Annotated in this window: 27 protein-coding genes; 10 read left to right on the top strand and 17 right to left on the bottom strand. The window is 55.5% G+C overall.

Going from position 1 to position 25,055, the window contains the following annotated elements; genetic code table 11:
* Window positions 1–34: 34 nt before the first annotated feature.
* Complete coding sequence (locus ABSE13_RS07960; protein WP_424027982.1) at window positions 35–526, top strand: GyrI-like domain-containing protein; 492 nt, start codon at window positions 35–37, stop codon at window positions 524–526.
* 183 nt (window positions 527–709) lie between these two features.
* Here ABSE13_RS07960 and ABSE13_RS07965 read toward each other — a convergent pair whose 3' ends face one another.
* The gene (locus ABSE13_RS07965) at window positions 710–1,468 is read right to left on the bottom strand and encodes a sensor histidine kinase (RefSeq protein WP_424027983.1); all 759 of its coding nucleotides are present in this window, start codon (window positions 1,466–1,468) and stop codon (window positions 710–712) included.
* A gap of 166 nt (window positions 1,469–1,634) precedes the next feature.
* Here ABSE13_RS07965 and cofG point away from each other — a divergent pair, with 166 nt between their 5' ends.
* From cofG to ABSE13_RS07985, 4 genes are all read left to right on the top strand, one after another.
* On the top strand, window positions 1,635–2,618 hold the full coding sequence (gene cofG, locus ABSE13_RS07970; protein ID WP_424027984.1) for a 7,8-didemethyl-8-hydroxy-5-deazariboflavin synthase CofG: 984 nt from the start codon (window positions 1,635–1,637) through the stop codon (window positions 2,616–2,618).
* Window positions 2,619–2,630: 12 nt separating this feature from the next.
* Window positions 2,631–3,437: a phosphoribosylaminoimidazolesuccinocarboxamide synthase gene (gene purC / locus ABSE13_RS07975; RefSeq protein WP_424027985.1), complete on the top strand. Its 807-nt coding sequence runs from the start codon at window positions 2,631–2,633 to the stop codon at window positions 3,435–3,437.
* Between the two features lie 159 nt (window positions 3,438–3,596).
* Window positions 3,597–3,881, top strand: coding sequence for a ferredoxin-thioredoxin reductase catalytic domain-containing protein (locus ABSE13_RS07980; RefSeq protein ID WP_424027986.1), 285 nt, complete (start codon window positions 3,597–3,599; stop codon window positions 3,879–3,881).
* A gap of 10 nt (window positions 3,882–3,891) precedes the next feature.
* Window positions 3,892–4,413: a DNA-deoxyinosine glycosylase gene (locus tag ABSE13_RS07985; RefSeq protein ID WP_424027987.1), complete on the top strand. Its 522-nt coding sequence runs from the start codon at window positions 3,892–3,894 to the stop codon at window positions 4,411–4,413.
* 865 nt (window positions 4,414–5,278) lie between these two features.
* Here the strand turns inward: ABSE13_RS07985 and ABSE13_RS07990 are convergent.
* Window positions 5,279–5,593: a hypothetical protein gene (locus tag ABSE13_RS07990; protein WP_424027988.1), complete on the bottom strand. Its 315-nt coding sequence runs from the start codon at window positions 5,591–5,593 to the stop codon at window positions 5,279–5,281.
* 122 nt (window positions 5,594–5,715) lie between these two features.
* Here ABSE13_RS07990 and ABSE13_RS07995 point away from each other — a divergent pair, with 122 nt between their 5' ends.
* Window positions 5,716–6,036, top strand: a complete 321-nt coding sequence (locus tag ABSE13_RS07995; protein ID WP_424027989.1) for a hypothetical protein — start codon at window positions 5,716–5,718, stop codon at window positions 6,034–6,036.
* Between the two features lie 10 nt (window positions 6,037–6,046).
* Window positions 6,047–6,574 (top strand): hypothetical protein, encoded by a 528-nt coding sequence (locus tag ABSE13_RS08000; RefSeq protein ID WP_424027990.1) that lies wholly within the window; start codon window positions 6,047–6,049, stop codon window positions 6,572–6,574.
* 332 nt (window positions 6,575–6,906) lie between these two features.
* Here ABSE13_RS08000 and ABSE13_RS08005 read toward each other — a convergent pair whose 3' ends face one another.
* The 9 genes from ABSE13_RS08005 to ABSE13_RS08045 form a co-directional block, all read right to left on the bottom strand.
* Window positions 6,907–7,281, bottom strand: coding sequence for a hypothetical protein (locus ABSE13_RS08005; RefSeq protein WP_424027991.1), 375 nt, complete (start codon window positions 7,279–7,281; stop codon window positions 6,907–6,909).
* Window positions 7,282–7,361: 80 nt separating this feature from the next.
* Entirely contained in the window at window positions 7,362–8,270 is a 909-nt protein-coding gene (locus ABSE13_RS08010) for a rolling circle replication-associated protein (RefSeq protein WP_424027992.1), read from the bottom strand.
* A 602-nt stretch (window positions 8,271–8,872) separates the two neighbouring features.
* A complete protein-coding gene (locus tag ABSE13_RS08015; protein ID WP_424027993.1) occupies window positions 8,873–10,042 on the bottom strand; it encodes a tyrosine-type recombinase/integrase in 1,170 nt (389 codons plus the stop codon).
* Window positions 10,043–10,381: 339 nt separating this feature from the next.
* Complete coding sequence (locus tag ABSE13_RS08020) at window positions 10,382–11,290, bottom strand: DMT family transporter (protein ID WP_424027994.1); 909 nt, start codon at window positions 11,288–11,290, stop codon at window positions 10,382–10,384.
* 173 nt (window positions 11,291–11,463) lie between these two features.
* A complete protein-coding gene (locus tag ABSE13_RS08025; protein WP_424027995.1) occupies window positions 11,464–13,122 on the bottom strand; it encodes an ABC1 kinase family protein in 1,659 nt (552 codons plus the stop codon).
* A 224-nt stretch (window positions 13,123–13,346) separates the two neighbouring features.
* Window positions 13,347–13,772, bottom strand: a complete 426-nt coding sequence (locus tag ABSE13_RS08030) for a hypothetical protein (protein WP_424027996.1) — start codon at window positions 13,770–13,772, stop codon at window positions 13,347–13,349.
* A gap of 20 nt (window positions 13,773–13,792) precedes the next feature.
* Complete coding sequence (locus ABSE13_RS08035) at window positions 13,793–14,863, bottom strand: hypothetical protein (protein WP_424027997.1); 1,071 nt, start codon at window positions 14,861–14,863, stop codon at window positions 13,793–13,795.
* Between the two features lie 176 nt (window positions 14,864–15,039).
* Window positions 15,040–16,290, bottom strand: coding sequence for a DNA methyltransferase (locus ABSE13_RS08040; RefSeq protein ID WP_424027998.1), 1,251 nt, complete (start codon window positions 16,288–16,290; stop codon window positions 15,040–15,042).
* Between the two features lie 107 nt (window positions 16,291–16,397).
* Window positions 16,398–16,934, bottom strand: coding sequence for a GNAT family N-acetyltransferase (locus ABSE13_RS08045; protein ID WP_424027999.1), 537 nt, complete (start codon window positions 16,932–16,934; stop codon window positions 16,398–16,400).
* Window positions 16,935–17,054: 120 nt separating this feature from the next.
* On the opposite strand from ABSE13_RS08045, the gene ABSE13_RS08050 reads away from it, so the two are divergent.
* From ABSE13_RS08050 to ABSE13_RS08060, 3 genes are read left to right on the top strand one after another with little or no spacing between them, the layout of a single operon-like run.
* Window positions 17,055–17,972, top strand: a complete 918-nt coding sequence (locus ABSE13_RS08050; protein WP_424028000.1) for a UbiA family prenyltransferase — start codon at window positions 17,055–17,057, stop codon at window positions 17,970–17,972.
* A gap of 47 nt (window positions 17,973–18,019) precedes the next feature.
* Window positions 18,020–18,670, top strand: a complete 651-nt coding sequence (locus ABSE13_RS08055; protein ID WP_424028001.1) for a flavodoxin family protein — start codon at window positions 18,020–18,022, stop codon at window positions 18,668–18,670.
* Window positions 18,667–19,104, top strand: a complete 438-nt coding sequence (locus ABSE13_RS08060) for a GNAT family N-acetyltransferase (RefSeq protein ID WP_424028002.1) — start codon at window positions 18,667–18,669, stop codon at window positions 19,102–19,104. Before ABSE13_RS08055 ends, ABSE13_RS08060 begins: the two co-directional genes overlap by 4 nt.
* A gap of 226 nt (window positions 19,105–19,330) precedes the next feature.
* Here the strand turns inward: ABSE13_RS08060 and ABSE13_RS08065 are convergent, their stop codons facing one another.
* The 6 genes from ABSE13_RS08065 to ABSE13_RS08090 all read right to left on the bottom strand — a co-directional run bounded on the left by ABSE13_RS08065 (window position 19,331) and on the right by ABSE13_RS08090 (window position 24,875).
* Window positions 19,331–20,002, bottom strand: a complete 672-nt coding sequence (locus ABSE13_RS08065) for a M48 family metallopeptidase (protein WP_424028003.1) — start codon at window positions 20,000–20,002, stop codon at window positions 19,331–19,333.
* A gap of 133 nt (window positions 20,003–20,135) precedes the next feature.
* Window positions 20,136–20,822, bottom strand: coding sequence for an ABC transporter ATP-binding protein (locus ABSE13_RS08070; RefSeq protein WP_424028004.1), 687 nt, complete (start codon window positions 20,820–20,822; stop codon window positions 20,136–20,138).
* A 4-nt stretch (window positions 20,823–20,826) separates the two neighbouring features.
* Complete coding sequence (locus ABSE13_RS08075) at window positions 20,827–22,044, bottom strand: ABC transporter permease (RefSeq protein WP_424028005.1); 1,218 nt, start codon at window positions 22,042–22,044, stop codon at window positions 20,827–20,829.
* Complete coding sequence (locus tag ABSE13_RS08080; RefSeq protein WP_424028006.1) at window positions 22,026–23,327, bottom strand: COG1361 S-layer family protein; 1,302 nt, start codon at window positions 23,325–23,327, stop codon at window positions 22,026–22,028. Before ABSE13_RS08080 ends, ABSE13_RS08075 begins: the two co-directional genes overlap by 19 nt.
* Window positions 23,324–24,562, bottom strand: coding sequence for a toast rack family protein (locus ABSE13_RS08085; RefSeq protein WP_424028007.1), 1,239 nt, complete (start codon window positions 24,560–24,562; stop codon window positions 23,324–23,326). Before ABSE13_RS08085 ends, ABSE13_RS08080 begins: the two co-directional genes overlap by 4 nt.
* A complete protein-coding gene (locus tag ABSE13_RS08090) occupies window positions 24,549–24,875 on the bottom strand; it encodes a PadR family transcriptional regulator (RefSeq protein ID WP_424028008.1) in 327 nt (108 codons plus the stop codon). The genes ABSE13_RS08085 and ABSE13_RS08090 overlap by 14 nt, the downstream gene beginning before the upstream one ends.
* Window positions 24,876–25,055: the final 180 nt, after the last annotated feature.

A 25,055-nucleotide genomic window follows, 5' to 3' on the forward strand; every position in this document is an offset into this window, starting at 1 on the left:
TTTAACATCTCAGCCGCATTACGTTTTTTACGAGATGGATGGCCTGAAATTTGCGATAAAGAAGCTGCCTGCGCGGACTATCGTCGGGATCGCCCGCCGCACCCGGAACGCGGATGCGCAGGAGAGCATCCCCGGCTGCTGGCAGGAGTTCCTCACACAGAACGCAGCGGCAAAGATCCCGCACCGGGTCACACCCCCGGTTATGTACGCTGTCTACTCGGACTACGAGAAGGACTGGACCGGATGGTACTCCTACCTGCTCGGGTGCGGGGTCACCCGGGCCGATACCGTGCCGGACGGGATGGAGGTCCGGCGGATTTCCCCGCAGACCTACGCAGTCTTCCGGGCAAAAGGCCGGATGCCGGACGAAATCGTCGGGGTCTGGGCAAATATCTGGGCTTCCGAACTCCCGCGGACCTACACGTATGATTTCGAGCTCTATGACAAGCGGTTCACCCGGCCGTCTGCAAAAGAAGCGGAAGTCTGGGTGGCCGTGAACCCGGAGAAACTGGAACAGGGCGCCTGATCCTCTTACAACCATTCCATGTTCATCCGCACCTGCTGGTGCAGAGAGTGGGGGATCAAATCAGCGGGAGAACCCGGAATGAATTGCCTGCGGTCGCACTCCGCGGATACCTGTCCGGAACAGGTCATCCATCCCGCGTGGCTGCGGAAAAAATAACGCTTTTTTGACGGGAGAAAAAGGGACTTATTCCCCGCCGCCGTTCCGGAACGTACCCGGAGGCAGCCGGATCAGGAACCGGGCCCCTTTGCCCGGTTCGCCGTTCTCGGTGATAGTGGCCCCCGTGGCTGCAAGGATATCCCGGGCAAGGAAGAGCCCCCAGCCGGTGCCTTTCCCGTACCCCCGTTCAAAGATCCGCTCCTTGTCTCCGGGAGGGATGCCGGTCCCGTTGTCTTCAACAATCACCTGCAGGAATTCCCCGTCCGGATGCAGGCTTATGCGGATTCCGGTCGCCGTGCTGCCGTGGCGGACCGTGTTCTCGAACAGGTGGATGAACACTTTCTCAAAGAGGGAATCCGCGTACACGGCCGTATCACCGGTCTCTGCCGTGATCGTGATTGCCTTGAGATCGATGTGCTCCCGGACGCGGTGGAGGGTGTTGTTCAGGTTCTGCCAGCGGGGCGGCTCGGTCGCGATATTCTGGTAATCCTTGGCAAACTGGAACTGCCGCTGGATCTTGTTGACTGCCTGGGTCTCCTTCTCAAGGAACGATTTCAGGTTCTCATCCTCGACCATCATCCCCAGCAGTTCAGTGTATCCGACAATCGCAGTCAGCTGGTTGAGGACATCGTGCCGGGTGACGCTGCCCACGATGTTGAGTTTCTTCTCCAGGAAATCGATCTTTGCCTGGAATTTTTCTATTTCCGCTGGGTCCTCTGCTGAGTGTGGCCCGGTCCCGGCCGCTTCTTTTCCATCTGGTTCGCTGTGGTCTTCCGGCACCGTCATCGGTCTCCAAAACAATCGGGGTTCCCGCATGGGACGTTCCTGTAGGGCAAGGTTGGTCTGCCCGGTTGATTATGCTTATCCTCCGGGCCTGCCCGGGTCTCTAATCCTGCGCGCCGGTCCGTGATCATACCTTAACGTTCAATAGATACGAGGACGAACAATTCTCATGCAGCGCCGCACGATCACGTTCTCCCGGAATGTCTTCCTCCCGCTCACGACCGCCTGCCGGAACCGGTGCGGGTACTGCAGCTTCAGGACACCGGTGCAGGAGGGGTGCATCATGGCGCAGGACAACGTGGAGAAGACCCTGCGGAACGGGGCGGCGCTCGGGTGCACCGAGGCGCTCTTCACCTTCGGGGAGCGGCCGGAATCGGAGCCGGGCTTTACCGCCCTCCTTGCCCCGCTCGGATACAAAACAATTCTCGACTACTGCGAGGCGATGTGCAGGAAGGGGATCGGGTATGGCATCCTCCCCCACACCAATGCCGGCATCCTCACGTACGAGGAGATGGAGCGGCTGCGTCCGGTGAACGCGAGCATGGGGCTGATGCTCGAGACCACGGCCGAGATCCCGGCCCACGCAACGTCTGTCGGCAAGTCGCCGGACGTCCGGCTTAAGATGATGGAGGATGCGGGAAAACTGAAGATCCCGTTCACGACGGGACTCCTGCTTGGCATCGGGGAGACAATGGCCGACCGCGAGGATTCGCTCTTTGCGATCCGCGACCTCCACAAGCGGTACGGCCACATCCAGGAGATCATCGTCCAGAACTTCTGCCCGAAGCCCGGCACCCCACTCGCACAGAGCCCGGTGCCGACAACGGACGAGGTCTGCGCCACGATCCAGCTGGCGCGGGACATACTCCAGCCCGATATCGCGATCCAGATCCCGCCGAACCTGATCGATGCACGCCTGCTGATCGCGTGTGGCGTGGATGACCTCGGCGGCGTCTCCCCGCTCACGATCGATTACGTGAACCCCGAGCACCCGTGGCCCGCATTCGATGAACTCAAAATAATTGCCGGCGATGCCCGGCTCGTGGAGCGGCTCTGCATCTACCCGAAGTACATAGAACGCGGCTGGTTCCACTCCGATCTGCAACCCCTAATAAACCGGCTCGCACAAAGAGTACAGGCTAAGGAGCACTAAGGAGCAGTTGACGTGAAGCAGAAGAACCTCCTCTATACCGGCAAGGCGAAGTCCGTGTACCGCACCGACGTCAAGGGTCAGTTCATTGTGGAGTTCCGCGACGACATCACAGCATTTGACGGCGGGAAGAAAGACGTCCTCAAGAACAAGGGCAGTTACAATGCGGAAGTGTCGGCCTTCATCTTCGAGTACCTGGAGAAGCACGGCGTGAAGACCCACTTTGTGGAGATGCTCGACCCGCGCCGGATGGTGGTGCGGGAACTCGGGATGATCCCGCTCGAAGTGATCGTGCGCAACATCGCTGCCGGCTCGATTATCCGGAACTACCCGTTCAAAGAGGGCACGAAGCTCGACCCGCCGGTCATCGTGATCGACTTCAAGGACGACTCCCGGCACGACCCGATGCTCAACGACGACCTGGTCGTGGCGCTGAAGCTGGCGACCCCGAAAGAACTCGCGGAGATCAAGAAGATCGCCCTGAAGATCAACACCCTCCTTGCAAAGCTCCTCGCCTCGCAGGGCATCACCCTCGTGGACTTCAAGATGGAGTTCGGCCGGGGCGGGAAGACGATCTATCTCGGCGACGAGATCAGCATGGACTCGATGCGCCTCTGGGATAAAGAGACGGGCGAGTCGCTCGATAAGGACGTGTACCGGTTCAACAAGGGCGACGTGATGGCGACCTACAACCGTGTCACCGCACGGATCACGAAGAAGCCGGCAGCAAAGGCACCGGCAAAAAAAAAAGGCCGAACAGAAACCGGTGACGGTGGCTCCTGCAAAGAAGGCAAAGGCCGTGGCAAAGAAAGCGTCGGCTAAGGCAGCGGCAAAATCAAAGCCGAAATCAGCACCGGCAAAAAAGCGCTGAACAGCGCCGGGGATTCCCGACCCCTGCGGACGGGACCCCGTTCCTTCCACGGAGCAAAAAGGCTAATGATATGGATGCGCAATGTATCCACAATACTTCCTGAAACGATCATGACAGAAAATTCCCTAGCAGAAGCGGATATGCTCAAGTGGGCAAAGGCCTATGCGCACAAGCAGGGCTGGTCCCTCAATACCGATGAGAAGCAGCTCGGCACCGTGATCAGGGGGCTCGTGCGCAACAAGACGAAGTTCGGGCGGCCCTTCTGCCCCTGCCGGCTCCGGAGCGGCGACGAGGAGAAAGACCGGGACATCGAGTGCCCCTGCATCTACCACAAGGACGAGATTTCAAAGCAGGGCCACTGCCACTGCAACCTCTATTTCAAAGAATCTCCCTGAACTTTTTTTTATGAACGGCCCTTCGCACCATTCGAGTCTGCGGGCGCCCGGCCTCAGCCCGGTTGCGGGATGCGATCCCCGTGTGCTCATCCTCGGGAGTTTTCCGAGCGCTCTCTCCCTTGCGCACAGCGAGTATTACGGGAACCCGAGGAACCAGTTCTGGCGGATCATGGAAGAGCACTTCGCGATTCCCGAGGGTCTCCCGTATCCCGACCGCATTGCCCGGCTCGCGGATCGCGGCGTGGCGCTCTGGGACGTGATCGGTGCGTGCGAACGGCCGGGCAGTGCCGACAGCCGGATCCGGGACCCGGTGCAGAACGATATTGCCGGGTTTGTCCGGGCGCACCCGACCGTCCGGCTCGTGGCGCTGAACGGGAGCACGGCCGGCCGGCTCTACCGGAAATTTTCAGAAATTCCCGGTCTTGCGGCCGTGACGCTTCCTTCCACGAGCCCGGCGAATGCGGCGGTCTCTTTTACGGAGAAGGTCCGGGCCTGGGGCGTGGTTGCGGAATCCGGGAACCGTGAGTACTGAATCTTTTCGAATCACCTGACACGGGGGTTTCCGGGGCTTGATTGCCTGATCACGAAAACAGGGGTTTCCTTCATCAGCAGGGTCTTTCGTGCAGCCGGAAAAACGGGGCTGTCCAAAAGCCGCTATTTTGCAGGTTTAAAATCGCCGTAATGAACAGGTTTTTCAAAAATATCCACAATTTGCAGACTTTTTCAATGGCGTGGACATCGTTTCCTGTGCAGAAAAAGATCGATTGCCCGGATTGGCAAACGGGGCCTTTTACGGGCCCGGAATAGTACTGCTTTCCCATACGGGGATATGGCCAGCCGGGAACCGGATTTAATACCGGACCCGTCATCTGCTTTTCGGAACCGGAAGTATCCGGGGGTGGAGTTACGGGATGCGACAAACAGAGGCCATTTCTGCCTCCGATTGTCCGTTCCGGGGGTCCGGGAGACAACATTTCAGCAAAAAGACGCACCCTGCTTCCGGGAAGCAGCCGTTTCACCCTCTGATTCACGAAATGACTCATATATGTGCCCGGAATAAGCAACATTTAGCAACGATACAGCGACCGATATTTGGAAAGACGGGCTGGAGGAGGGGCAAAACGGAAAGAACCCCTGTTTTGGCAATCGGGATTCGGTCAGTTATAGGGGATCTCTCCTTCGGAAGGGCGCCGGAACGGGGGCGGTCGGGAATGATCTTGGAGCCTGATTCCAGGGAATTTTTTTCGTGGCCCGGGCTGGACCGGGGAATATTCCGGTGCGAGCGAGTCCAGCCAAAAAAATATTTAAAGAAACTCAAAGTAAAAGACTCCAAACTTTGTCTTTTTGTGTTAACATCTGAAAGTGCATATATCTACATTATTTTAAAAAAAGGGGGATTATTGCACTACGGAATCGATTTTTATTTCAATTACACTAACAACGAAATATCCATATACGACAAGACACGCGCCAAAGACAATAAGTATTGCACCAATTCCAGTTTGACCAAAATATGACAGATCAGAAGAATTTGGAGATAATAGCATTAGGATACCAATTGCACATAGGAAAAGCCCATACAGAAGACCAAATCCAGCACCTACATAGATCTGAACCCACAATAAAGGTTTCACAATCTTGCGAATTACCTTAAATAAATATCCATGTTTGGTTTGATTTGGTTGTACTTCCTCAGATTCTATTTGTGTCATCCATATACCATCTCTTAAAATTGTAATTTCTTACACTTTGTTTTGTTATCACGTGGATAAATAAAACAATCGTCTCAATCAAATTTTCATTTCTGTCAATTGAAAATAATACATTGTTAACTGTGAAAAATAACAAAATGGCCATTAGAATAACACATACAATTATTAATATTCATCAAGCAATAGAAAAAAGTATGACAATTCCAACAGATGAATTAGGATTTTCTCTTTTTATTTTAGGAATAAGTCTTATTGGTAGTTTATTGGGTAATTTCATTGCAAACACTATGAATGAGATTAAGGAGAAAGCTGAAACAAAATATCCTGATTTAAAAGAACCTCTCCCCGATATTTATAATCGTCTAAAATTTATGTTCATCAGTTTAATAATATTTTTAGTAGTTCTGATAGTGGGTGGACTATTTTTAATGATTCAACACTGATGAGAGCATCATGCATCATCTTACCGGATTTCTTTCATTTTTTTTAGCGGGATTCGTCTTATTTGCCGGATGTACTGGAATCGGATTTTTACACAGTAATGAACTTACAGTTACAAATGTCAGTTTCACTTCGGGTCAACCCCACCCAATCGGACCGGGTGTATTTAGTCCACCGCTTGCTGCTTTTAATCCCTCTTTTGTTAAGGTCACGATAACTAATAACGACAATAAAAACTTGCCTACACTAATGATAAGTACAAATGTCTATGATGAAAGTAACAATCGCATCGCGAGTTCAGATCATTGTGATGTTGACCCACACAGCCTCTTTGCTATAGGAGTAACTGGTCTTGAACCTAGTGAGAGTCGAACTGTATATTGCACAATTCAAGACGGAACCGATATTTATCCATACACCTTGACTGATTATGAAGGAGTTAAAGTTAGTAAAATTGAAGTTGTATTTGAGTCTCCCGGACAAATTCAGGTAGATGCACTTGGAGGGAGTGCTAGGAAAGTGTATACCTTCAACTATTAATCTCATCATGCTGTGACTTATTCTATATGAGCTTAATTTTATTTTGCGCGTTCACAAATTTTTAGTGCGTCTCCAATTCGAATTGCATTAGAAACTCGCTTTCCATCAATCTGAATAAGATATTTCAATGATTTGACCTTGCTTTTTAGATACGGATTAGTGCACAAAAATGATCCTGATGTTTCAGTTCTCCCACCGTCATGTACAATTGTCACATTATTGTGATTAGTGTAATATTCACAGCCCGAGCAAGGATCGTAACTATTCATAAAACCACTTGAAAAGTAATTGTTAATCTTACAAATAATACCTTGTTAACTGTAGAAAAAATATCAATTAGGGATGAGGACTTTACAAATATATCCCCCAATTACAGCACCAATTACACCCGCTCCTGCGTTACCCATATAGTCAGAGTTTGGCTGAATCCACCAAGACGCAAACATCCACAGAACCACCATTATACCAATAAAGAGAATGACTGCGAGAGCTTTCTGTCCTTCGGGCCAATCACTGAATAATACATATAAAATACCGAAGACTAAAAGAGGGGTAAAAAATGCCATTGAATACATTGAAATTGTTAGAAACAAAGGATTAGACGACGTTAGAGACGCTCTTAAAACGATCCCACTAATTATAATAATTGCTACATTGATTACCAAAGCAATGGTTAAAGCTCGTGAAGGTCTCGCGGGTATTTTCATACAATTCCATATAACTCCGATAATAATATTTTTTTCGATTTAGTTTATTCTTGAATGACTCTGCCCAGAAAAATTTGACTTTATAATATTCTTTCCTCATCTGGGGAAGCTTTTTTTATTTCTCGATACACCCGTGTATGATTCAACCACCCCGTAGGCTCTCTGCGCAGCCACATCACGTTATCAGTACCATTCTTGTGGTGTAATTCCGTCGCATAATAGAGCGGCTTGTTAGTGAGCGGTTTCGGTGTATATTTCATCACCATTACCAGGTCTCGTGTAGCCCCGAACAACCGCCAGCGATATTTTTTCACGAGAGAGTAAAAAACAAGTTCTCCCGTTGTCCAATCGTCAGGTTCCCCGTATTTGCTCCCTGATTTTCTGAATCCTTTTACCATGTATTTCATAAGATAGTTCCGAATGGATTTTACAGGTGGTTCGGTGAATATGGCTCCATGTTCCTTATCAGAGGTTCCGTATTTGTCCGCCCAAAAGGCGATTATCCGATTTTTCTCGTCTTCGGTCAGTTTTCCCAAAATTACGACGTGCATATGAGGATATCCCGTTTCGTGAGGTTCCATGATCCAGACGTAAGGATGATGAATATGCTGTTTCAGTAACCGCCAATTGGTTTTCAGCAGGTCGAAACTTTCAAGGATTGAGATAAGGTGTCCTTTCTGGTCAATGCAATTTTGGCTTTCCTGTCGAAACTTGTTCCAGCCGTGAAAAGTCGTAAGGGTGAGCATTGTTATTTGTGTGGGATTATCGACAAGATACTTTTCAAGTTGGTAAAATTTGGCGAGAACTCCCCGGCGATAAATCTTTGACCATCGGTGTTTGTAGGGCATTTTGCTGGTAATGTCATCCATTCCCCCTTCAGCCAATTGTTCACCGTGAAATGTGAAGGACAGGTTTTCCGTTTCGCGGAGGTATCGGCGGAACTCTATTACTTCTTTGATGTAGGAAGCCCAAGCAGGATTCTCCTTCATCTGGGCTATAGTTCCGGTTCTCACGTCTCACACCGTCCTTTTTTTAACATTATATTATATGAGCCAAGCAGGATTCTCCTTCATCTGGGCTATAGTTCCGGTTCTCACGTCTCACACCGTCCTTTTTTTAACATTATATTATATGAGCCTAGAAGGGGGGTCGCGAGCCCCTGCGGGGCTCCAACCCACCCGACGCCCCTTATGGGGCTCATGGGTTACAAGTTACGAGATTATGGAGGGCTAGCGCGTTGTCGAACGCCCTCCAAACCACCCGCTCCCGTTGGTCGCACGAATTGCGATAGCCCTCTGATGAGGGCGCGAGGTCGGTTGACGGGTGGGAGTCATCGACGATCCGAACTTTCCCCGTTTCCTGTAAAGCAAGAGCGGCAAGTTGGTAGAGTCGGCTCAGTTTCAAAAAATCCGAGCGGGTGATCGTGTAGGGCAGCGGATGAAAATAATTTCCACTATGCATATTTTCCATGCATAAATGTTACTGCCAGTAATAGATAAAGCCCTATGATTGTGAGTAATAATACTCATCTTTTCAGGGTTTAATAATATGGGTAAATTAAAGCGCGCAAGAAAAATAGAAGGAAATTCCTTTAGATTTGTGTGAGTTGATCTTTTATGAGTCTTAATAATACCTTATGAGTTTCGGGGTCATTTTCCATTAATGTATCAAACACACTCTTTTGGGTTCTTATTCGTGCCTGTTCATCCTCGATTTTTGAAATTTTTTCTTCTAATTCCATATTGTGGCCTTCTAACTTCACCATCTGTGAGGCGAGTTTCTCATTCATCGCCCGAAGTCCTTCAATACTCTCACCCTGTATCTTCAATTTGCTGTTTAATTCGGTCGCCCGTTCTCGGAACTCTGGGGGTATCCCGATTGTAAGAACGTGCTGAACGGCAAGGTAAGCCTTTCCTGCGGCCTCTTCATCAATTCTACGATATGAACCATCCAGATAGCCGGTATGCCCTGCCAGGTGCTCTGCTAGGGTTTTTTGGCCTGCCATACTTAACTGGCTGATGAAAAATTTTCGGAAAGAATGTATCCGGTATTGATTGCGCCCGGTCTGTTGATCCTGTGAATACAGGGCAGCCGCCTTTAGCGCATTTTCCCAGAGTGCATTTACGGCGGAATCGGTCAGGGGAAAGAGAAGATCCGAATCCTTGTCTTTCTCTCCGCATATGCCAGCCCGCACAAGCCCGGCATTTCTGCGGGATGCACCGACAAGGTATTGATCACGCTTGTCTAACCACGCCTTAACACATTGCGTCGCTTCGGTGCTGATGAATGTGAATCGTGTTTGTTTGTTCTTGGTATTTCGCAGAGTGAGTTTTACGGGGTGGCTTTCAAAGTCAATTTCGGAGAGTTTCAGGGAGAGAATTTCGTTCAAACGGGCTCCTGAACTGGCGAGGGTAAGAACAAGAGCCCGCCCTTTTACATCGAGTTCTTTCAGAGCGGAATCAATTACTTTCGCCGTCATAACCTTGTCAACAGTACCGGCCCCGCCCTTCATCTCCCGCTTCAAATCCCGAACAGTCTTACCCTTGAATTTTGCACCATTGTCTTCGAGGATACGTCGTGCAAATGTCATTCTCTGCCGTGCTGAAAGGAGACTCGCGCACTCTGCCTTCAGGCAGTTGGCAAATTTCGTGAAGTCCTCATCGTGGTCCCGTTTTTTATCTGCGAGGTATTGGTCAAAGAGAACTTCATAGTCATAGTTCCCTTTTGTGCCATCCTCGCTTTTTTTCGGGAGATCGTTCATGCACCGAAGAAAAGATTCGATTGCGTTTTTGTAACCGTTCCCCGTGCCAGTATTCGAGTATGAACTGACAAATGAGGCGATTCTTCCCCCGGATTGACTCTGCGATTTTTTCGCCATAATCTTATGTTACGTCGAAGGATTATATACCTATTGTAAAAAGACAAAGTGTACATTTACTTTCTTTAAAAAAATCTGACGCATTAATCCGAAATGCAAAATTTCACACGGAATTTTCTTTACTATCCTTCATTCACCCGCACCTTCTTCATTACCGCATCACTCCCGCTTTATTCCACGGAGTGAGCGTGACATGAAGCCACCGGATCCGTAAGATTCCTCTCACGCCCCGCTCTCCCGGCTCCAGTGATCCCAGATCACGATCACGACCCCCGCGGCGAAGAGCGGCAGCGCGATCCAGAACCGGAGATCGAGCGGCTCGGAAAAGACCAGGAGCGAGACCATGCACCCGATGAACGGGGCGGCAGCGTACACTGCCCCGGCCCGGGCGGCCCCCATGGCCCGCAGCGCCTGGATGAAGAGGACGAGCCCGAGCCCGAACGACACGAAGCCGGTCAGCAGGGCGAGAACCGCAAGATCCCACGGAGGGAGGGAATCGTGGAGCAGGATGACCAGCACCCATGCGATGCACCCGCCGAATCCCGCCTTGGCGACCCCGATCATTTCCGGGGGAAAGGCGGTGATATGCGCCATGAAGTTGTTGTCCAGCCCCCAGAAGAACCCGGCAAGGATGATGCCCGCGGCACCGGGAGAGAAATCAAAGACAGAAGTGCCGTTCCAGCTCAGCAGCAGGCTGCCGGCAAGGATAACAGCGATCGCGGCCCCGATATTCCGGTCTTCCGGTTCATGGAAGACGAGGAACGCGACAAGGACGGTAGCAACAATCTCGAAGTTCAGCAGCAGGGACGCGGTCGCAGCCGGCGTGAAGGGGAGGGAGAGGATCTGGATAAACGGGGCGAGCAGGCCACCGACCACAACGGTCCCGAGGAAGAGGGCCCACTCCCGCCTGTCCGGGATCAGGCATGTCCCGGTCACCGGGCGGGTCCCGGACAGGAGCCACCAGCAGGCCACTCCTGAACAGGACCCGATCCCGAGCAGGCCGAGGAGGACGAGCGGCGTCATCCCCGATACCAGGATCTTCAGTACCGGTGTGGCCGAACCAAAGAGCACGGTCGCTGTAATGATGGCAATAAGAGGAGCCGGGATCTTTTTTACGGAGGGGCTGAACATGGTCTCACCGGGGATAAAGAAAATATCCACGATCGCCGGGCATCCGGTGCATCAATCCGAACGCGCCGGGCCGGTGCACATACCTGAACTTCCTGACTGCTGCGCACGGGGGATACGGAGCAGTCACATCGCGGGCGATAAAATGCGGGGATCCCCCGGATGCACTACCGCCCTCACCGCTCCATCCGGAACTTCAGGAACACGACATGGTAAACCGCGTAGAACCCGGTCAGCACAGCAGCGGTGAAGGCCCCGATCGCGATCCACGTGACTTCCTTGGGCAGCGTGAAGGAGGCGGACTGGAGCACGAGCGACGACCCGATCACGAGCGATGCGACCACAAGACCGATCATGACCTTGTCGCTCGCCCGGTCGAGTGCCATCTGGAGCTTCTGGAGATCGGTATCCACGATCTCCAGTTTGAAGGTACCGGTCGAGAGCCGGCGCAACATGAGGTTCACGTTGCGCGGCATATCGAGGATCGCGTCCGCGGCCTCGAGAAGGGTCATCGAGGCCCGCTTCACGTAACCCGCCGAGAGCGTGTTGGTGTCGGCGAGTTTTGTCAGGTACGGCGTGACTTCCGTACCGAAGTTGAAATTCGGGTCGAGCCGCAGGCCGATATCCAGCACCATCATGAAGACTTTTAAGAGGAGCATCAGGTTCATCGGTACCTTGAGCCGGTACCTGCGCATCGAGTCCGTCAGCTCGTTGACCATCAGCCCGAAATCAAAATGCGAAACGCCCTCCCCGCCACCCGAGAAGTCGTGCATCATGATGTAGAGATCGTCCCGAAGGCCCTCACGGTCCTCTTCGGCAATCACGATGCCGAAGCCCTCGAGCGACCGGATCATCAGCTCGATATCATCGTTGACGAGAGCGAAGAGGAGGTTGATGAAGTTCTGCCGCTTCTCGGGCCGGAGGATGCCCACGACCCCGAAATCCAGGAAGACGATGTCACCCTCCTTTGTCACGAACAGGTTGCCCGGGTGCGGGTCGCCATGGAAGAACCCATCCTCGAAGATCATCTTGAGGTACGCGTGGAATCCCCGGACCCCGATCTCGTGCGGGTCGAGGCCCATCTGCACCATCGCCTCGGGATCATCGATCCGTACCCCTTCGATAAACTCCATCACGAGCACATGGGGAGTCGAGAACTCCCAGTAGATCTTCGGGAACTTTATGCCCGGCACGTCACGGAAGTTCCGGGCCATGCGGTCGGCATTCCGGGCATCGTGCATGAAGTCGAGTTCTTTGACGATCTGGTGGGCGAAATCGTCCACCATCCCGGTCGGGTTATAGAGCCGGGTCTCGGGGAAGACCATCTCCATCCGTTCGGCCATCGATTCAAGGATCTGGAGATCCGTCTCGATGATCTCATCGATGCGCGGGCGACGGACCTTGAGCGCTACCTTGGTCCCATCCTTGAGGTATGCCCGGTGCACCTGACCAATCGATGCAGATGCGACCGGTGTCTCCTCGATGTCGCAGAAGCAGTCCTGCCAGTCCGGGCAGTTCTCCTCGATCACCGCCATGACTTCGGAGAACGGTATGGGTTTTGCATGGTCCTGCAGTTTCTTGAGCTGCTCGATCATCTCCGGTGGCAGCAGTTCGGTCCTCGTGCTCATGATCTGGCCGAACTTCACAAACGTAGGTCCGAGTTCCTCAAGGGCAAGCCGTATCCGTTCGTAGATGGTCGAGGCATCGGATTTGGTGCCGGTCTGCGGGAGGCGGAACCGGGCCCTGCCGGGGAAGATCTTCTCCAGGCCGATACCAAAACCATACTTGCTGAGGACGTCCACGATCTGCGCATACCGGACGATACGGGTGACCATGAATACAACTTGGATGTCGGGCTACTTAATGCGTACTAAAATCCCGTTTTCACCGGGGGGGCGTAACGGGATGAAAGCAGACCACCGGAACCAATCCGCCAACCCGTCCCGTGCGGCAATTCCATGTACCGGATTTCCGGAATCCGGGATTGCAGAAACGTTTACCGTGCGGGAGGTGATATGAGGCCATGAGGATAAAAGAGAACGTCCCGTCCGCTGGCGGATCAGGGTGTGATGCTGCCGGGATTGTCGTCCAGGTTAAGTGAGAGATCGAGGGGGGGGATGGTTATTGTGGCATTCGCAGGTGCGGTATTCCCGCTCCCGATCGCCACAGGATTTTTTGAACAGCAGCTGAACGAATCGGTGGCAGGAAGATAGCCCGCTGTGCACTTTTGGCCCGGGGAGACAATGGTGCCGCCCTGTGCTGCACAGCTGCTGGTCTCATAACCGGGCGCCTGCGTCGTGGTCACCGGGACCGGTTTCGTTGTTGGCGCGGTTCTTATCGTTTTCTGCGGGGTTACCAAGGGGGGTGCGGGCGTTGCTGTAACAGGGGTCACCGCCGGGGTCTTTGGCGCGTCCCCCGGTCCCGGGATCGACATGCATCCTGAGGCGAGCAGGGCAAGGATAACCAGTACGACCGCAGCTGCCATGGGGCGGGATACGCCACAACTCACAGAGCTGCCCCCATCTGGTCTGCCGTATTGTCAAGCCGGATTGCCATCGAGTTGAGTTCCGCCGAGAGGGCAGGAGGAAGAGCAGCGCTGTGGGCCACGTCCCGATAGGCCTGCGCAAGATCCACCAGGTCCTTCTGTACAAGCCGAAGCGGGGTTCTGGCCGCTTCGAGATTGCCGGTGCTGAGCACGTTCTGGGACGAGGCGAGATCGATCTTGGTCTGGGTGAGGGCAGGGTCCGCGGGACCGATATCGATCAGGATCATGGTGAGATTATTGTTGATCTTATCCGCCCGTTCGACCACCCGGTAGCCCTGGTCGATGAAGAACTGCTGCTGCCGGCCCTCCGGGACCTGCCCCTGCACTGCGATCACCTGCCCCGAGAAGGCCTGCGTCTGCGGGAGGATCTGCTGGTTGATGGTCGCGAGAGCGATCTCTGATCGGGATTCAAGGGCCGACTGGATATCCGGCCTGCGGGAGGAGATGACATCGAGCGTCCGCTGTGGGGTCGCCGTATCGTATCCCTTTGCCTTCAGGCCATCGAGCACCTGCTGGCTGTTCCGCACCCATAAATCGAAATCCGCAAGCGTGCCGGTCCTCCGGGTGTTCCAGTACGCGTTCTGCGCATTGGTAATGTAAGGGCTGTTCGCGGTCGCTGCACTGATCTGCCGTCCGAGCTCGTCCCATTTCCCCTGCCCTGCGATCATCTGCGCAAGGGTCTCACCCCGGAACAGGGTGGTAGTATTTTTCATGTCATCAAGGAGGGTTGAAAGATCGACGTCGGAAGCGGCTGAAGGGATACGTGTCTCCTCTGCCTGAAATGCAGCGAGGTCTGCACTCATGTTCGTTGTGTCCGTGCTGAAAAGCGTGGTGACGTAGTAGATCGCGGTCTTCATCTCAGTCTCCTTCTCCAGCGAGGTCCATGCAAGATGGGCCTGGCGGATCGCAATCCCGTTTGTCGAAGAAACCGGCACATTACCGGCAGCGCTCACGGTACAACACAGTAATGCCAGGAGAAGGACACCTGCAATAACGGGAATACAGGAGACTGCGTGGCGTTTCACTGACATCGCCGGTTCTCCATCAGATTCCCACTGCCGGCGCCCGTGCATTCCGTATCCCGCATTCCCGTAGTCACTCACAGCAGGTTGGCGCCGTCAAAATATCAAGATTTGCAGTTTTTCGCGGGAAGCAGGTGCAGATTTTTCAGAGATGGTGCACCGGGGCCCGCAACGGGTTGTCACGATCAGGGTTTCCTGAACACTACGATCCGGTTCGTGTTGGTGCCGCAGGTGTTATTGTCTACACCCCAGATATTGGAGGTCTTGGTGAAGGCCTGCTGGTTGATCAGCACGCACTCGCAGGCAAAACCGGCCCGAAGGCCGAGCGGGATCACGTGCTCCTCGAGCCGGATCGTCTTCTTGCGCACTTCCCCCACCTCAAACGCAACATATCCCCCGGGGCGGGTGATCCGCAGGAGCTCATCAAAGACCCGGCCCATCACCGCAGTCCACTCGTCCACGGTCCGTGCCATGGTGATCCGCCGCCCGATGGCATCGCTGTCGAGGCCGTTGAACCAGCAGCGGAGCCAGTTGTCCCCGCTGTACTGCACGATGTCGAGGAAGGGCGGGGAGGTGACCGTGAGATGCACACATTCGTCCGGGATATCCCGTGTCTCCCTCGCATCCCCGGTCAGGAGCCGGGCGCCCTTTCCGGCCCGCAGGAGGTTCTTCTTCATGTCATCAGGGAGTGTGCGGGTGAGGCTCTTTGTCTTTGTAAGAATGAGAGCACGCGTGTCCCGGTACTCCGGGGCCTGCCTGCGTTTCCGGTTGATCCGTTCCTGGCTCTGAGGGGAGACCGCCTGGTTGGGTGGGAGGGTGTAGACCGAGAAGAACCCTTTCGAATGCCCCGTAAGCCGGTTGGTGGCGACCATCGCGATCCAGCGGTCAATGTGGTCTTCCCGCGCTGCCGTTTTCCTGCCGAGCAGGTACTCCCGCAGGGCCACGATCTCCTTTTCAGTATCGGGATGGTAGAACATCGAAAGGTCAATGTCTGCCTTTCCCCCGTCCCGCGGGATTGCGAGCATGCGCTTCTCCACGGAGGCGGCATCGGGAGGGAAGAAACGTGGTTCGGTCATGATCCGGGACAGGGGGTTTGCATCGTTTGCGATCACATTCCGGCCCAGGAGACCTGCCTCGATCACGGTCGTACCCCGGCCGCTGAACGGATCGTAGACTACGTCACCCTTTCGGGTCAGGCGTTCGATGAAGAACCGGGGGAGCTGCGGCTTGAAGCAGGCCCGGTATGAGACCTCGTGGACAGAGCCGGCCTGCCGTTGTTTTGATGTCCAGAACTCTCCCGTGTATTTCGTGACGGTGACGGGGCCGACCGCAACCGGTTCCTGATCCACAGGTTTACCTGCGGGAGGGGCATATGCCTGCAGGTACCTGATCAGGTTGCTTCCGTGGGGGGATAACGAGGGGGAGCCGGTCGTCATGGCGTATACTCTAGGATTGGCGAGAAGAGGCTATAATGCTGGGGGGTACGACCGTGGGAAAACAGGAGTGAGAGGAAGGAGGGATCGGGCAGGACTGTGGTTCCCAGCTACGAGGTATGGGCGCCTGTCGTATCAAATGCGACCGGATATTCGACCATCCCGGAGATCCCGTCCAGCGCAGAGTCGGAGAGGCCGAGCGCCATGAACGCCTCGTCCGGGCAGGGGAACGGTGCATGGATGCCACTCTCCCGGGCCAGGGTGAAGCCGAACCGCGGATAGTATCCCGGGTGGCCGACCACGATCACGATCCGGTGGCCGAGCCTCCGGCACTCGGCGAGACCGTCCTGCACCAGGGCTGCGCCGATTCCCAGTCCCTGGTAATCCTGGTGGACCGAGAGCGGGGCAAGGGCCAGCGCGGGGGTTGTCGCCTTATCTGAAACGATATTGATCGGGGGGAAGAGGATATGGCCGACTATTTTGCCGTCATGAACGGCAATGAGCGAGAGCTCGGGATCATAGTCCCCGTCATCCCGCAGTGCGCTCACCAGCCGGGCTTCGCCATCCTGGCCGAATGCCTGCCGGTTCACCTCGTATATAGCGGGAAAATCGCCGGGAGATTCCGGGCAGATATAGAAGGAACCCATTCCCATTCTATTAGATGGCTGACCAGATAAGGGAGTGTTTTCTGCCACCATTCTTCAATCCACCCAAAAGACGCCCGGCCATGAAAGTTTGAAAAAGGAAGCAGCGCCAAACTCCTATGAATGGACGCGACCCTTCGGGCCTGGATAGATCTCCTGCGGCTCCGGTTCTTCTTTGCCTGGCCGCTGCTCTTCTGCTCGGGATACCTGCTTGCCACGGAAACGTATGGCGGTTTCTCCTGGCTCATCCTCGGGAAAGTCGCCCTGATCGGCTTTCTCGGGTTCGAGGCCGGGCTCGTGCTGAACGATTACATGGACCGGGAGTTCGATAAGCGGGATGTAGATCCGACCCGGCTGACGAAGTACTGGCGCTCTTACGGGACCCGGCCGATCCCGGCCGGGCTCATCTCCCCCCTGCTGGCTGCCGGGCTCGTCATCGGGCTTGTACTCATCACGGCCGGCCTCGTGATGACCCTGCCTTATCCCAACTCGGTCTTCGTGCTGCTCATCATGCTCTTCTGCTACGCGATCGAGATCTTTTACCAAGAGGAGAAGCGGCAGCAGAAGCACCCGTTCGCCCAGCTCATCGGCCGGCTCGATTTCGCCCTCTTCCCCGTAGCAGGATACCTCTGTGCCGGGAAGCCGGACATGCCCGCATTCTTCTACTTCATCTTCTTCTACCCGTTCGCCCTCGCTCATCTTGGGGCAAACGACCTCATCGATATCGAGAACGACCGGGCGAGGGATATGAAAACGATCCCGATCCTCTTCGGCCTGCCGGGCACTGCATACTGGATCGCCGGGTTTACCGCGGCCCACATCGTGGCGGCCTGCTTCTTCATGGCAAAACTCGGCTGGATCGCCCGGGCAGGAATCGTTGCCGGCCTCGTCCTGATGGTGTATGCCAGTGCCGTCATCCTGAAGCACCGGGATGAGGATGAGGCACCGGACACAGCCCTCCGGGTGCTCCCCTGCTTCCACGTGGCGATGATCTTCTATGCTGCCGGCATCGCGCTCGGGGCGCTCGCGGCGATCGTATAAGAGGCGTCCCTCAACATTTTTATCCACGGCTCCCGTAAGAAAAATCTATGAAACTTCTCGCATTCAACGGAAGCCCCCGTAAGGCATGGAATACTGCAACTCTCCTTGAGCATGCCATGAAGGGCGCGGAATCCGCGGGAGCAGAGACCGAACTCTTCCATCTCTACGATCAGGATTTCAAGGGCTGCCGGAGCTGCTTTGCCTGCAAGCGGATCGGCGGGGCGAGCTATGGGCATTGCGCACAAAATGATGGACTATCACCTTTACTCAAGGCAGCTGAATCGGCTGACGCGATCCTCATCGGATCCCCGATCTATTATGGGATCACGACCGGGGAGACCCGTTCGTTCCTCGAACGACTTATGTTTCCGTTTTCGGTCTATGACCCCCAGCGGTCCAGCCTGTTTGGCAGGAAGATCAGGACCGCGTTCATCTACACGGCGGGCGCTCCCGAGCCGATGGTGAAGGAACGGGGCTTCGACCGGAACGCACAGCTGACGGAGATGGCAATGGAGCGGATCTTCGGGTCCTGCGAGTCGTTCTTTGTCACCGACACGTACCAGTTCGACGACTACTCGAAATACATGTCCACGCTGTTCGACCCGGTGGCGAAGAAGAAGCGCCGGGACGAGCAGTTCCCCAAAGACTGCGGGAAAGCATATGAGCTCGGGGCACGGCTTGTCCGCAAAACACCATGAACGCTGAAATCTCCGCGGACCCGGCCCGGCTCCGGACGGATGATATCCAGGGCATGCTCGCGGCTACCTACTGGAGCCCGGGCATAACAAAGAACGAGATTGCAAAGGGGATCCGCAACTCCGCTCTCGTTGTCGGGGCATACGATGAGAACGGGAGGCAGGTCGGGTTCTGCCGGGTCATCTCCGACAAGACCCGGTTTGCATACCTCCTTGACGTGATCGTTGCCCCGGATTATCGCCACCGGGGAATCGGGCAGGCGATGGTCAGGTTCGCGATGTCGCACCCTGACCTGAAGGACGTGTACCAGTGGATCCTGAAGACGAGCGATGCCCATGGGGTGTACGGGAAGTGCGGGTTTGCGCCGCTCGCGGAGACGGAGAAGTGGATGGGGAATATGAAGCCGCGGCCGGAGAGGCGGGAGTTTGAAGGGTAATACATCAGTTGGATCCGGAAGAAATTTTTACTCGGCCCCCCCTTATGCCACCAGCCCCGTGGGGGACGGGGCACAAATGTGATAGCCTCAGAACAGGTAATTCCCGCACCATCGTAATGCGCAGGGGTGGGCTTGGGAGGGGCAGCATACCTGCCCGAAAGGCTGGTGTGATGTGCAGAAGATTTCCATCCGGAAATCTTCGAAGAGGCATTGTCCCCCTCCCAATTTATATCCTCAGCAGCCGCTCGTTCTCCCTCAGCCACTTCCGGCGCGCCTCATAGTCCGGCATGATCTCCCTGACCTTCGCCCAGAACTTCCGGGAATGGTCCGGCTGGACAAGGTGGACGAGCTCGTGCACCACCACGTAATCGATGATCCCGGGCGGGGCCTGGACCAGGCGCCAGCTGAAGTTGAGGCCGCCCGTGTGGGTGCATGAGCCCCAGCGCTGCTGTGCATCGGAGATCCGGATCGAAGTGGGAGTATGGCCTGTGATCATCGAGAACCACGCACATCGTTCCCTGAGGATCGCACCCGCTTCGTGCATGTACCAGCGTTTCAGCCGGTGCCGGAGATCGGGCGCAAGGTTACGGGAGATATAGATCCGGTCCGTGCGCTCGATCTTCCCGTCGTCATTGTCCATGAACTGCAGCGGGTACGGGTTGCCGAGAAAAAGGAACTGCTCCCCTTCCACGTATTCGTGGATATGGGTGGCCGGGCGCTGCCGCATCTCCGCCATCTTCCGGAGGATCCATGACCGCTTCTCCTCGATCATCTCCTCGATGAAGCTGGCAGAAACCCGGACCGGCGCCCGGACGATGAGGGTTGCATCGTGGGTTACTTCGAGCGCTATGGTCCTGCGGTGCGAGCGGATCACTTTTTCAATGCGGATCGTGTTCATGGGTTGCCATACAGTATCGATCCTCCGGGATAAGTACCCGCGCCACGGGGCAGGCTGTGGCACCTCACCCGGCGCAACCGGCCCGTCAGATCTCCCCGGTGGATCTTTTACCGCTCTCATTTAAAAGCGCCCTTCACTCCCCGCTCTTCCCGTCGCTTACCACCTTCCCGTCCTGGAGACGGATGATCCGGTGGAAATAATCCTTGTGCCAGTCCTCGTGCGAGACCATCACAATCGTCTGCTGCATCTCCTCGTTGATCTCCCGGAAGAGGTCGAGCACCATCCGGGAGTTCTCAGTGTCGAGGTTCGCGCACGGCTCATCGGCAAAGAGGATATCCGGTTTGTTCACGATCGCCCGTGCGATCGAGACCCGCTGCTGCTGGCCGCCCGAGAGTTCCCGCGGGAGGTGGTCCCGCCGGTCAAGCATACCGATCTTCGTGAGAAAGTCGATGCTCGCTGCATGGTACTGCTCATCGGTCCGGTCCTTCCGGAGCATTGCCGGGAGGGAGACATTCTCCATCACGGTGAGATCGGGGACCAGTGCATAGTCCTGGAAGACATACCCGAGCTTGTAGAGCCGGAACATCGTCTTCTCGTAGTCGTTCAGGCGGGAGATATCCGTCCCGTCAATCATGATCCTGCCGGAGGTGGGCTCATCCAGCAGGCCGAGCATGTGCAGGAGCGTGGTCTTGCCGCTCCCGCTGGGCCCCATGATACCAAGGAACTCCCCCTTTGCAATATCGAGCGTCACGCCGTCGAGCGCCCTGACTTCCACATTTCCCATCCGGTAGATCTTCTGGAGGTTTTCAATCCCAATCATCGTATCAGGACCTCATTGCTGTCTGGATATCCTCACGCGATACCTGGTAGGCCGGGACGTACCCGGCAACGATGGCGGCGACAAAGAGGATCAGGGAGTTCATGACGATGTCCGTGGGTGTCAGGTACAGGGTTGCCGACCATGAGGGGGTCACAACCGGGTGAATTGCCATGTACACCGAGAGCAGCGTCGTGAGGATGATCCCGAGGATGATCCCGAGGATGGCGAGGATGATCACCTGGAAACCATAGTTGTGCATGATCACTTCCTTGTCCACGCCGATTGCCTTGAGGATCCCGATCTGCCGGCGGTTGTTGAGGGTCTTGATCGTGATGACGATGAAAAGGACGACCGTCGTGATAATGATGCTCACGATCAGGGAGACCAGGTTGATGATCGCAAAACTCTGGAACGCCGTCCCCAGGCTCTTGGAGAGCAGGTCCGAGGTGGTCTGGACCTTGTCCGCCACGCCGTACTGGATCAGCTCGTTCTTGACGAAGGTCTCGGTGTAGCCGGGTTGTGCCTTGACCGTGATGTCCTGCGCCTTGTCGAGCGGCTGCTGTCCCAGCACCTGCTCCATATCCGTCCAGGAGACATACGCGGCGCTGTCCGCCTCGCTCCACCCGGTGGAGTAGATGCCCTTCACCCGGTAGTTCCGTGTGAAGCCGTTTGCGTACGTAACCGTGACTGAGTCCCCGACCCGGACCCCGCCGAGCGAGGGCTGATACTCGTCTTCCTCCCGGATTGTCGGGTCGCCGGCCACGGGCTTTCCGATGATGATCTCTCCCGTATCGCTGTCACCAAGGTAGCTGCCGGCGATCATTTTCGTGTACAGGGGAGAGACGTACTTCTCGTCATCGGGCTTTATCGCCCGCACCGAGACTCCGAGGATACGCTGGCGGTATGTGAATGTCGCCCCCTCCGTATAATGGGGAGTGGCCCGTGCCACGCCGGGCATGCCGTTGATGAGGTCCAGCGTTGCACCAAGATCCGTCACATACTGGTCACCCGACTTCGGGCTGACAAACACGTTCCCGACCTCGTAGTCCACGAGCTGCTTCGTTATGCTCTGCTCGATCCCGCTGAACAGGGCGGGGAGGAAGATCATGTTGGTGAAACACATCCCGATGATAAGTACGGTCAGGATCACGCTCGACCTGCTCCCCCGCTGGAGCGACCGCAGGGCGAGCAGGAACGCGACCTTCAGTTCTTTTTTACCCATGGGAATGTTCCGTCCCCGTTCTTTGAAGGCAGGTACCAGTACCGGTAGGCAAGGAACCCGAGGATGCCAAGGATGATGAGCATGAGGATGATATTCCCGGAATTGTCAGACGGGGGGACCCGCATGTTCATCTGCCGGGTGAGTGTATGGGCGCCCATATCGTCCGTATAAGAGATTGTCAGGTTGTACGGGTAGTCACCGCCTTTCATACCTTCAAGGAGGAAGAGCGCCGGGGCATCGTTGCCCGGCGTGATCTTGCCTATGAACGCCTCCTTTGTCCCTTCGACAGGAAGGTCGACCGTTGCCGAGACCTGTTTTGCATCGCCTGTACCGGTGTTCTCTATCCGGATCGTGAGATCGAAGGGTCCGTTTTCCGTAAGCCGCGAGGGGTTGGTGTCCACTGATACGAAGCCCAGTTCCGCCTTGCCCTTCAGCATCATGTCAATTCCTGTAGGCTGGGTGATGGGGGTACCGTCAATCGAGGTGTAGCCGATCGTTACCGGGACCCGTACCAGGCCGGGATTTGCGGTCTTATCAGTGAGCAGGACCAGACTGATAGTCTCCTGCCCGCCGGGTCCGATCGTCCCGAGATGATAGAGGTCACTCGTCTTCGGGGCCACGCTCCCGCTTACGTTTGCTATGCTGATCGTGACATCATCCGCAAGGATCTGGCCTGCGTTGCTGACCGTGAGGGTCACGGGGACCTCCTCACCGGGATTGACGCTGCCGGTGAGCGAGCTGTCCATGATCAGGATCGCCTGTTTCTGGATGCCCATCGGGGTGTCGACATTGACAGGGATCGGGTATTTCGTGCTCCGCCCTCCTTCGGTGTCGATCCAGACTTCAGGATAATACATCCCGCTCTTGTCGGGGGCCTGGATCGAGAAGGTGATGGGGAGGGACTGGCCGGGACCGATCTCCCCTACCTGGTCAAAGTCCTTTGTTACTACGTTGATGCCGTTTCCTTCCAGGTGGATGTTCTGGAGATTGACATTGATGTCTGTGGTTTTGACTACGGCATACACATCCGGCGACAACTGCCCGGACTTCTCGCTGACCGAGGCAGTGGATGCAGTATTCTTCACGGTGATCGAGATGGTCCCGAGGCTGCCCGGCATCATGACCGGGGGCGAGACCTTGTAGTCGGTGATCGTGACGGTCGGTGCGTCGTCCGCATGGGCCGGCGGGATGACCAGGACCATAATGGCGAACAGGATGATACATGCGATGATCGAACTGCCAAATCTCATAATTTCGTTCCGGTTGTTTCTGTATTCATTCATATTGCCTCCAGGAAGATAGAGCCCATGCCCTGCCTGATCTGGATCGTGATCTGCGGGGCATCCTTCCGTTCCGGACGGGTTACATAGGTATCCCCTTCGATAATGAGGCCGCGTACTTCCGTGTCGCCGATCCCGCGGTGGACGCGTATCCGCAGCGGGTATTCCTTCGGTACGCGGATGACCATGTGCCCGACACCGTTCCTGATCTCGCCATCGAAACCGGGTCCGGCATACCCTGCAAGATCGACGTAGGTCTCTCCGGCCCCGTTCCTGACACGGAGGCCGGTAAGGTTAAGGGCCCCCAGTGCCAGGGTTGTTCTCCCTGCTTTATTCAGGACATCGAGCGCCACGGGGACTTCCCGGGTGATCCCGATCTCCAGTGCAGGAGAGGATTCATCGGACCACCAGGAGGTGGCAAGCGCGTGCCGTCCCCGGATCCTGACCCGTTTGCCCTTCCCGTCGGCAGATGCTAAGACGGACGGATGGGCACAGGCCGTGCCGTGCGCGGCGAATTCGGCCAGATTGTTGTCACCGGTCCCTTCCCTGACGCTCAGATCGCCGGCCCCGAGCCGTACCTGGAGCTCCAGGTTCTGCGCACCGTCACGGGGAATGGCAGCGGTGGAGAGGCAGGGCTCCCCATCCCGGTCCGGTCCCTCTCCTCCCCGTATGATCCGGATATTCCATTTGAGGTATCGGATTCCCACCCGGTAGAAGAACTTCCCGAGCCCCAATGCCGCCACGATCAGGAAGATTCCTGCGACCGAGATCCCTACAGAGATGACGATCCCGGCCAGGGGCGACGCCCATGGCGTGGAGACCGTTATCCCCAGCATCTGGACGATCGAGACGAGAAGCAGGAGCGGCCCGAGAATAACGAGGACCACACCCGCCACAAAGATCACCGTGAGCAGGGCGATAAGGAGGATGAACGGGACCAGGACAACGGCAAGGTTGAAGAGCCCGAGGCCGAGGGTGGCCACAACCGCACTCCAGATATTTCTGGCCCCGCAGGACTGCTCTGCTTTCTTCACCAGGTACGATGCCCTGATCTCCCGGGCCACGTCGTCCGGAGAGCCGAGGGCCCGGCACAGGTCTTCCTCGCTGCGTCCTTCAGATTTCCCGATACTGAAATGCTCGGCATAATCCGACAGGATGTCGTCGAGATCCTCCCGGCTGACATGCCCGGTGAGCCGATCTTTTAAGGTATTCAGATAGTCCTGTTCATTCCGCTGCATGCGAAACTCCTTCCAGCAGTGCATTCACCGATGCTGCAAACTGTATCCATTCTTCACGCTGTTCCTGTTCTTTTGTCCGTCCCGTTTCTGTCAGCCGGTAATATTTCCGGGGGGGTCCCTCGCCGGACTCCTGAAGGTAGGTGGTGACCAGCCCTTCGTCCTTGAGACGCCGGAGGAGCGGGTAGATCGTGCCTTCCGAGATGTCAATCATTTTGGAGATCTCGTTCACCAGCTCGTACCCATAACACTCCTTGCGGGCAAGGACAGACAGGACGCAGATTTCAAGTACGCCTTTTTTGAACTGGATATTCATGGGATCTCCAAAGCCCGTGGCATGCCCGGGGCACGATCTGCGAAACCGGGGAAGAATGCAGAGAGTGGATTGCCAGGCCAGTGTGTCAAGTGTTTAACACAGTATCTTGTTATGCAAGGTACTTACTATTATTGAGAATGGCAGGTATATAATTCAATCGTTTGCTGGGTTTTTGCTCCA

Origin of the sequence: Methanoregula sp., assembly GCF_049518935.1 — an archaeon.
GTDB lineage: Archaea > Halobacteriota > Methanomicrobia > Methanomicrobiales > Methanospirillaceae > Methanoregula.

Excerpts from the sequence above, each read along its gene's own strand:
- ABSE13_RS08040 (WP_424027998.1), bottom strand. The coding sequence starts at position 16,290 with ATGACGACCGGCTCCCCCTCGTTATCCCCCCACGGAAGCAACCTGATC.
- ABSE13_RS08000 (WP_424027990.1), top strand. The coding sequence starts at position 6,047 with ATGCATCATCTTACCGGATTTCTTTCATTTTTTTTAGCGGGATTCGTC.
- ABSE13_RS07985 (WP_424027987.1), top strand. The coding sequence starts at position 3,892 with ATGAACGGCCCTTCGCACCATTCGAGTCTGCGGGCGCCCGGCCTCAGC.
- ABSE13_RS08025 (WP_424027995.1), bottom strand. The coding sequence starts at position 13,122 with ATGGTCACCCGTATCGTCCGGTATGCGCAGATCGTGGACGTCCTCAGC.
- ABSE13_RS07980 (WP_424027986.1), top strand. The coding sequence starts at position 3,597 with ATGACAGAAAATTCCCTAGCAGAAGCGGATATGCTCAAGTGGGCAAAG.
- ABSE13_RS08085 (WP_424028007.1), bottom strand. The coding sequence starts at position 24,562 with ATGCAGCGGAATGAACAGGACTATCTGAATACCTTAAAAGATCGGCTC.
- ABSE13_RS08090 (WP_424028008.1), bottom strand. The coding sequence starts at position 24,875 with ATGAATATCCAGTTCAAAAAAGGCGTACTTGAAATCTGCGTCCTGTCT.
- ABSE13_RS08015 (WP_424027993.1), bottom strand. The coding sequence starts at position 10,042 with ATGAACGATCTCCCGAAAAAAAGCGAGGATGGCACAAAAGGGAACTAT.
- ABSE13_RS08065 (WP_424028003.1), bottom strand. The coding sequence starts at position 20,002 with ATGAACACGATCCGCATTGAAAAAGTGATCCGCTCGCACCGCAGGACC.
- ABSE13_RS08020 (WP_424027994.1), bottom strand. The coding sequence starts at position 11,290 with ATGTTCAGCCCCTCCGTAAAAAAGATCCCGGCTCCTCTTATTGCCATC.
- ABSE13_RS08045 (WP_424027999.1), bottom strand. The coding sequence starts at position 16,934 with ATGGGTTCCTTCTATATCTGCCCGGAATCTCCCGGCGATTTTCCCGCT.
- ABSE13_RS07965 (WP_424027983.1), bottom strand. The coding sequence starts at position 1,468 with ATGACGGTGCCGGAAGACCACAGCGAACCAGATGGAAAAGAAGCGGCC.
- ABSE13_RS08075 (WP_424028005.1), bottom strand. The coding sequence starts at position 22,044 with ATGGGTAAAAAAGAACTGAAGGTCGCGTTCCTGCTCGCCCTGCGGTCG.
- ABSE13_RS08080 (WP_424028006.1), bottom strand. The coding sequence starts at position 23,327 with ATGAATGAATACAGAAACAACCGGAACGAAATTATGAGATTTGGCAGT.
- ABSE13_RS07990 (WP_424027988.1), bottom strand. The coding sequence starts at position 5,593 with ATGACACAAATAGAATCTGAGGAAGTACAACCAAATCAAACCAAACAT.
- ABSE13_RS08010 (WP_424027992.1), bottom strand. The coding sequence starts at position 8,270 with ATGAAGGAGAATCCTGCTTGGGCTTCCTACATCAAAGAAGTAATAGAG.
- ABSE13_RS08030 (WP_424027996.1), bottom strand. The coding sequence starts at position 13,772 with ATGGCAGCTGCGGTCGTACTGGTTATCCTTGCCCTGCTCGCCTCAGGA.
- ABSE13_RS08050 (WP_424028000.1), top strand. The coding sequence starts at position 17,055 with ATGGACGCGACCCTTCGGGCCTGGATAGATCTCCTGCGGCTCCGGTTC.
- ABSE13_RS08055 (WP_424028001.1), top strand. The coding sequence starts at position 18,020 with ATGAAACTTCTCGCATTCAACGGAAGCCCCCGTAAGGCATGGAATACT.
- ABSE13_RS07960 (WP_424027982.1), top strand. The coding sequence starts at position 35 with ATGGATGGCCTGAAATTTGCGATAAAGAAGCTGCCTGCGCGGACTATC.
- ABSE13_RS08005 (WP_424027991.1), bottom strand. The coding sequence starts at position 7,281 with ATGAAAATACCCGCGAGACCTTCACGAGCTTTAACCATTGCTTTGGTA.
- cofG (WP_424027984.1), top strand. The coding sequence starts at position 1,635 with ATGCAGCGCCGCACGATCACGTTCTCCCGGAATGTCTTCCTCCCGCTC.
- ABSE13_RS08070 (WP_424028004.1), bottom strand. The coding sequence starts at position 20,822 with ATGATTGGGATTGAAAACCTCCAGAAGATCTACCGGATGGGAAATGTG.
- ABSE13_RS08060 (WP_424028002.1), top strand. The coding sequence starts at position 18,667 with ATGAACGCTGAAATCTCCGCGGACCCGGCCCGGCTCCGGACGGATGAT.
- ABSE13_RS08035 (WP_424027997.1), bottom strand. The coding sequence starts at position 14,863 with ATGTCAGTGAAACGCCACGCAGTCTCCTGTATTCCCGTTATTGCAGGT.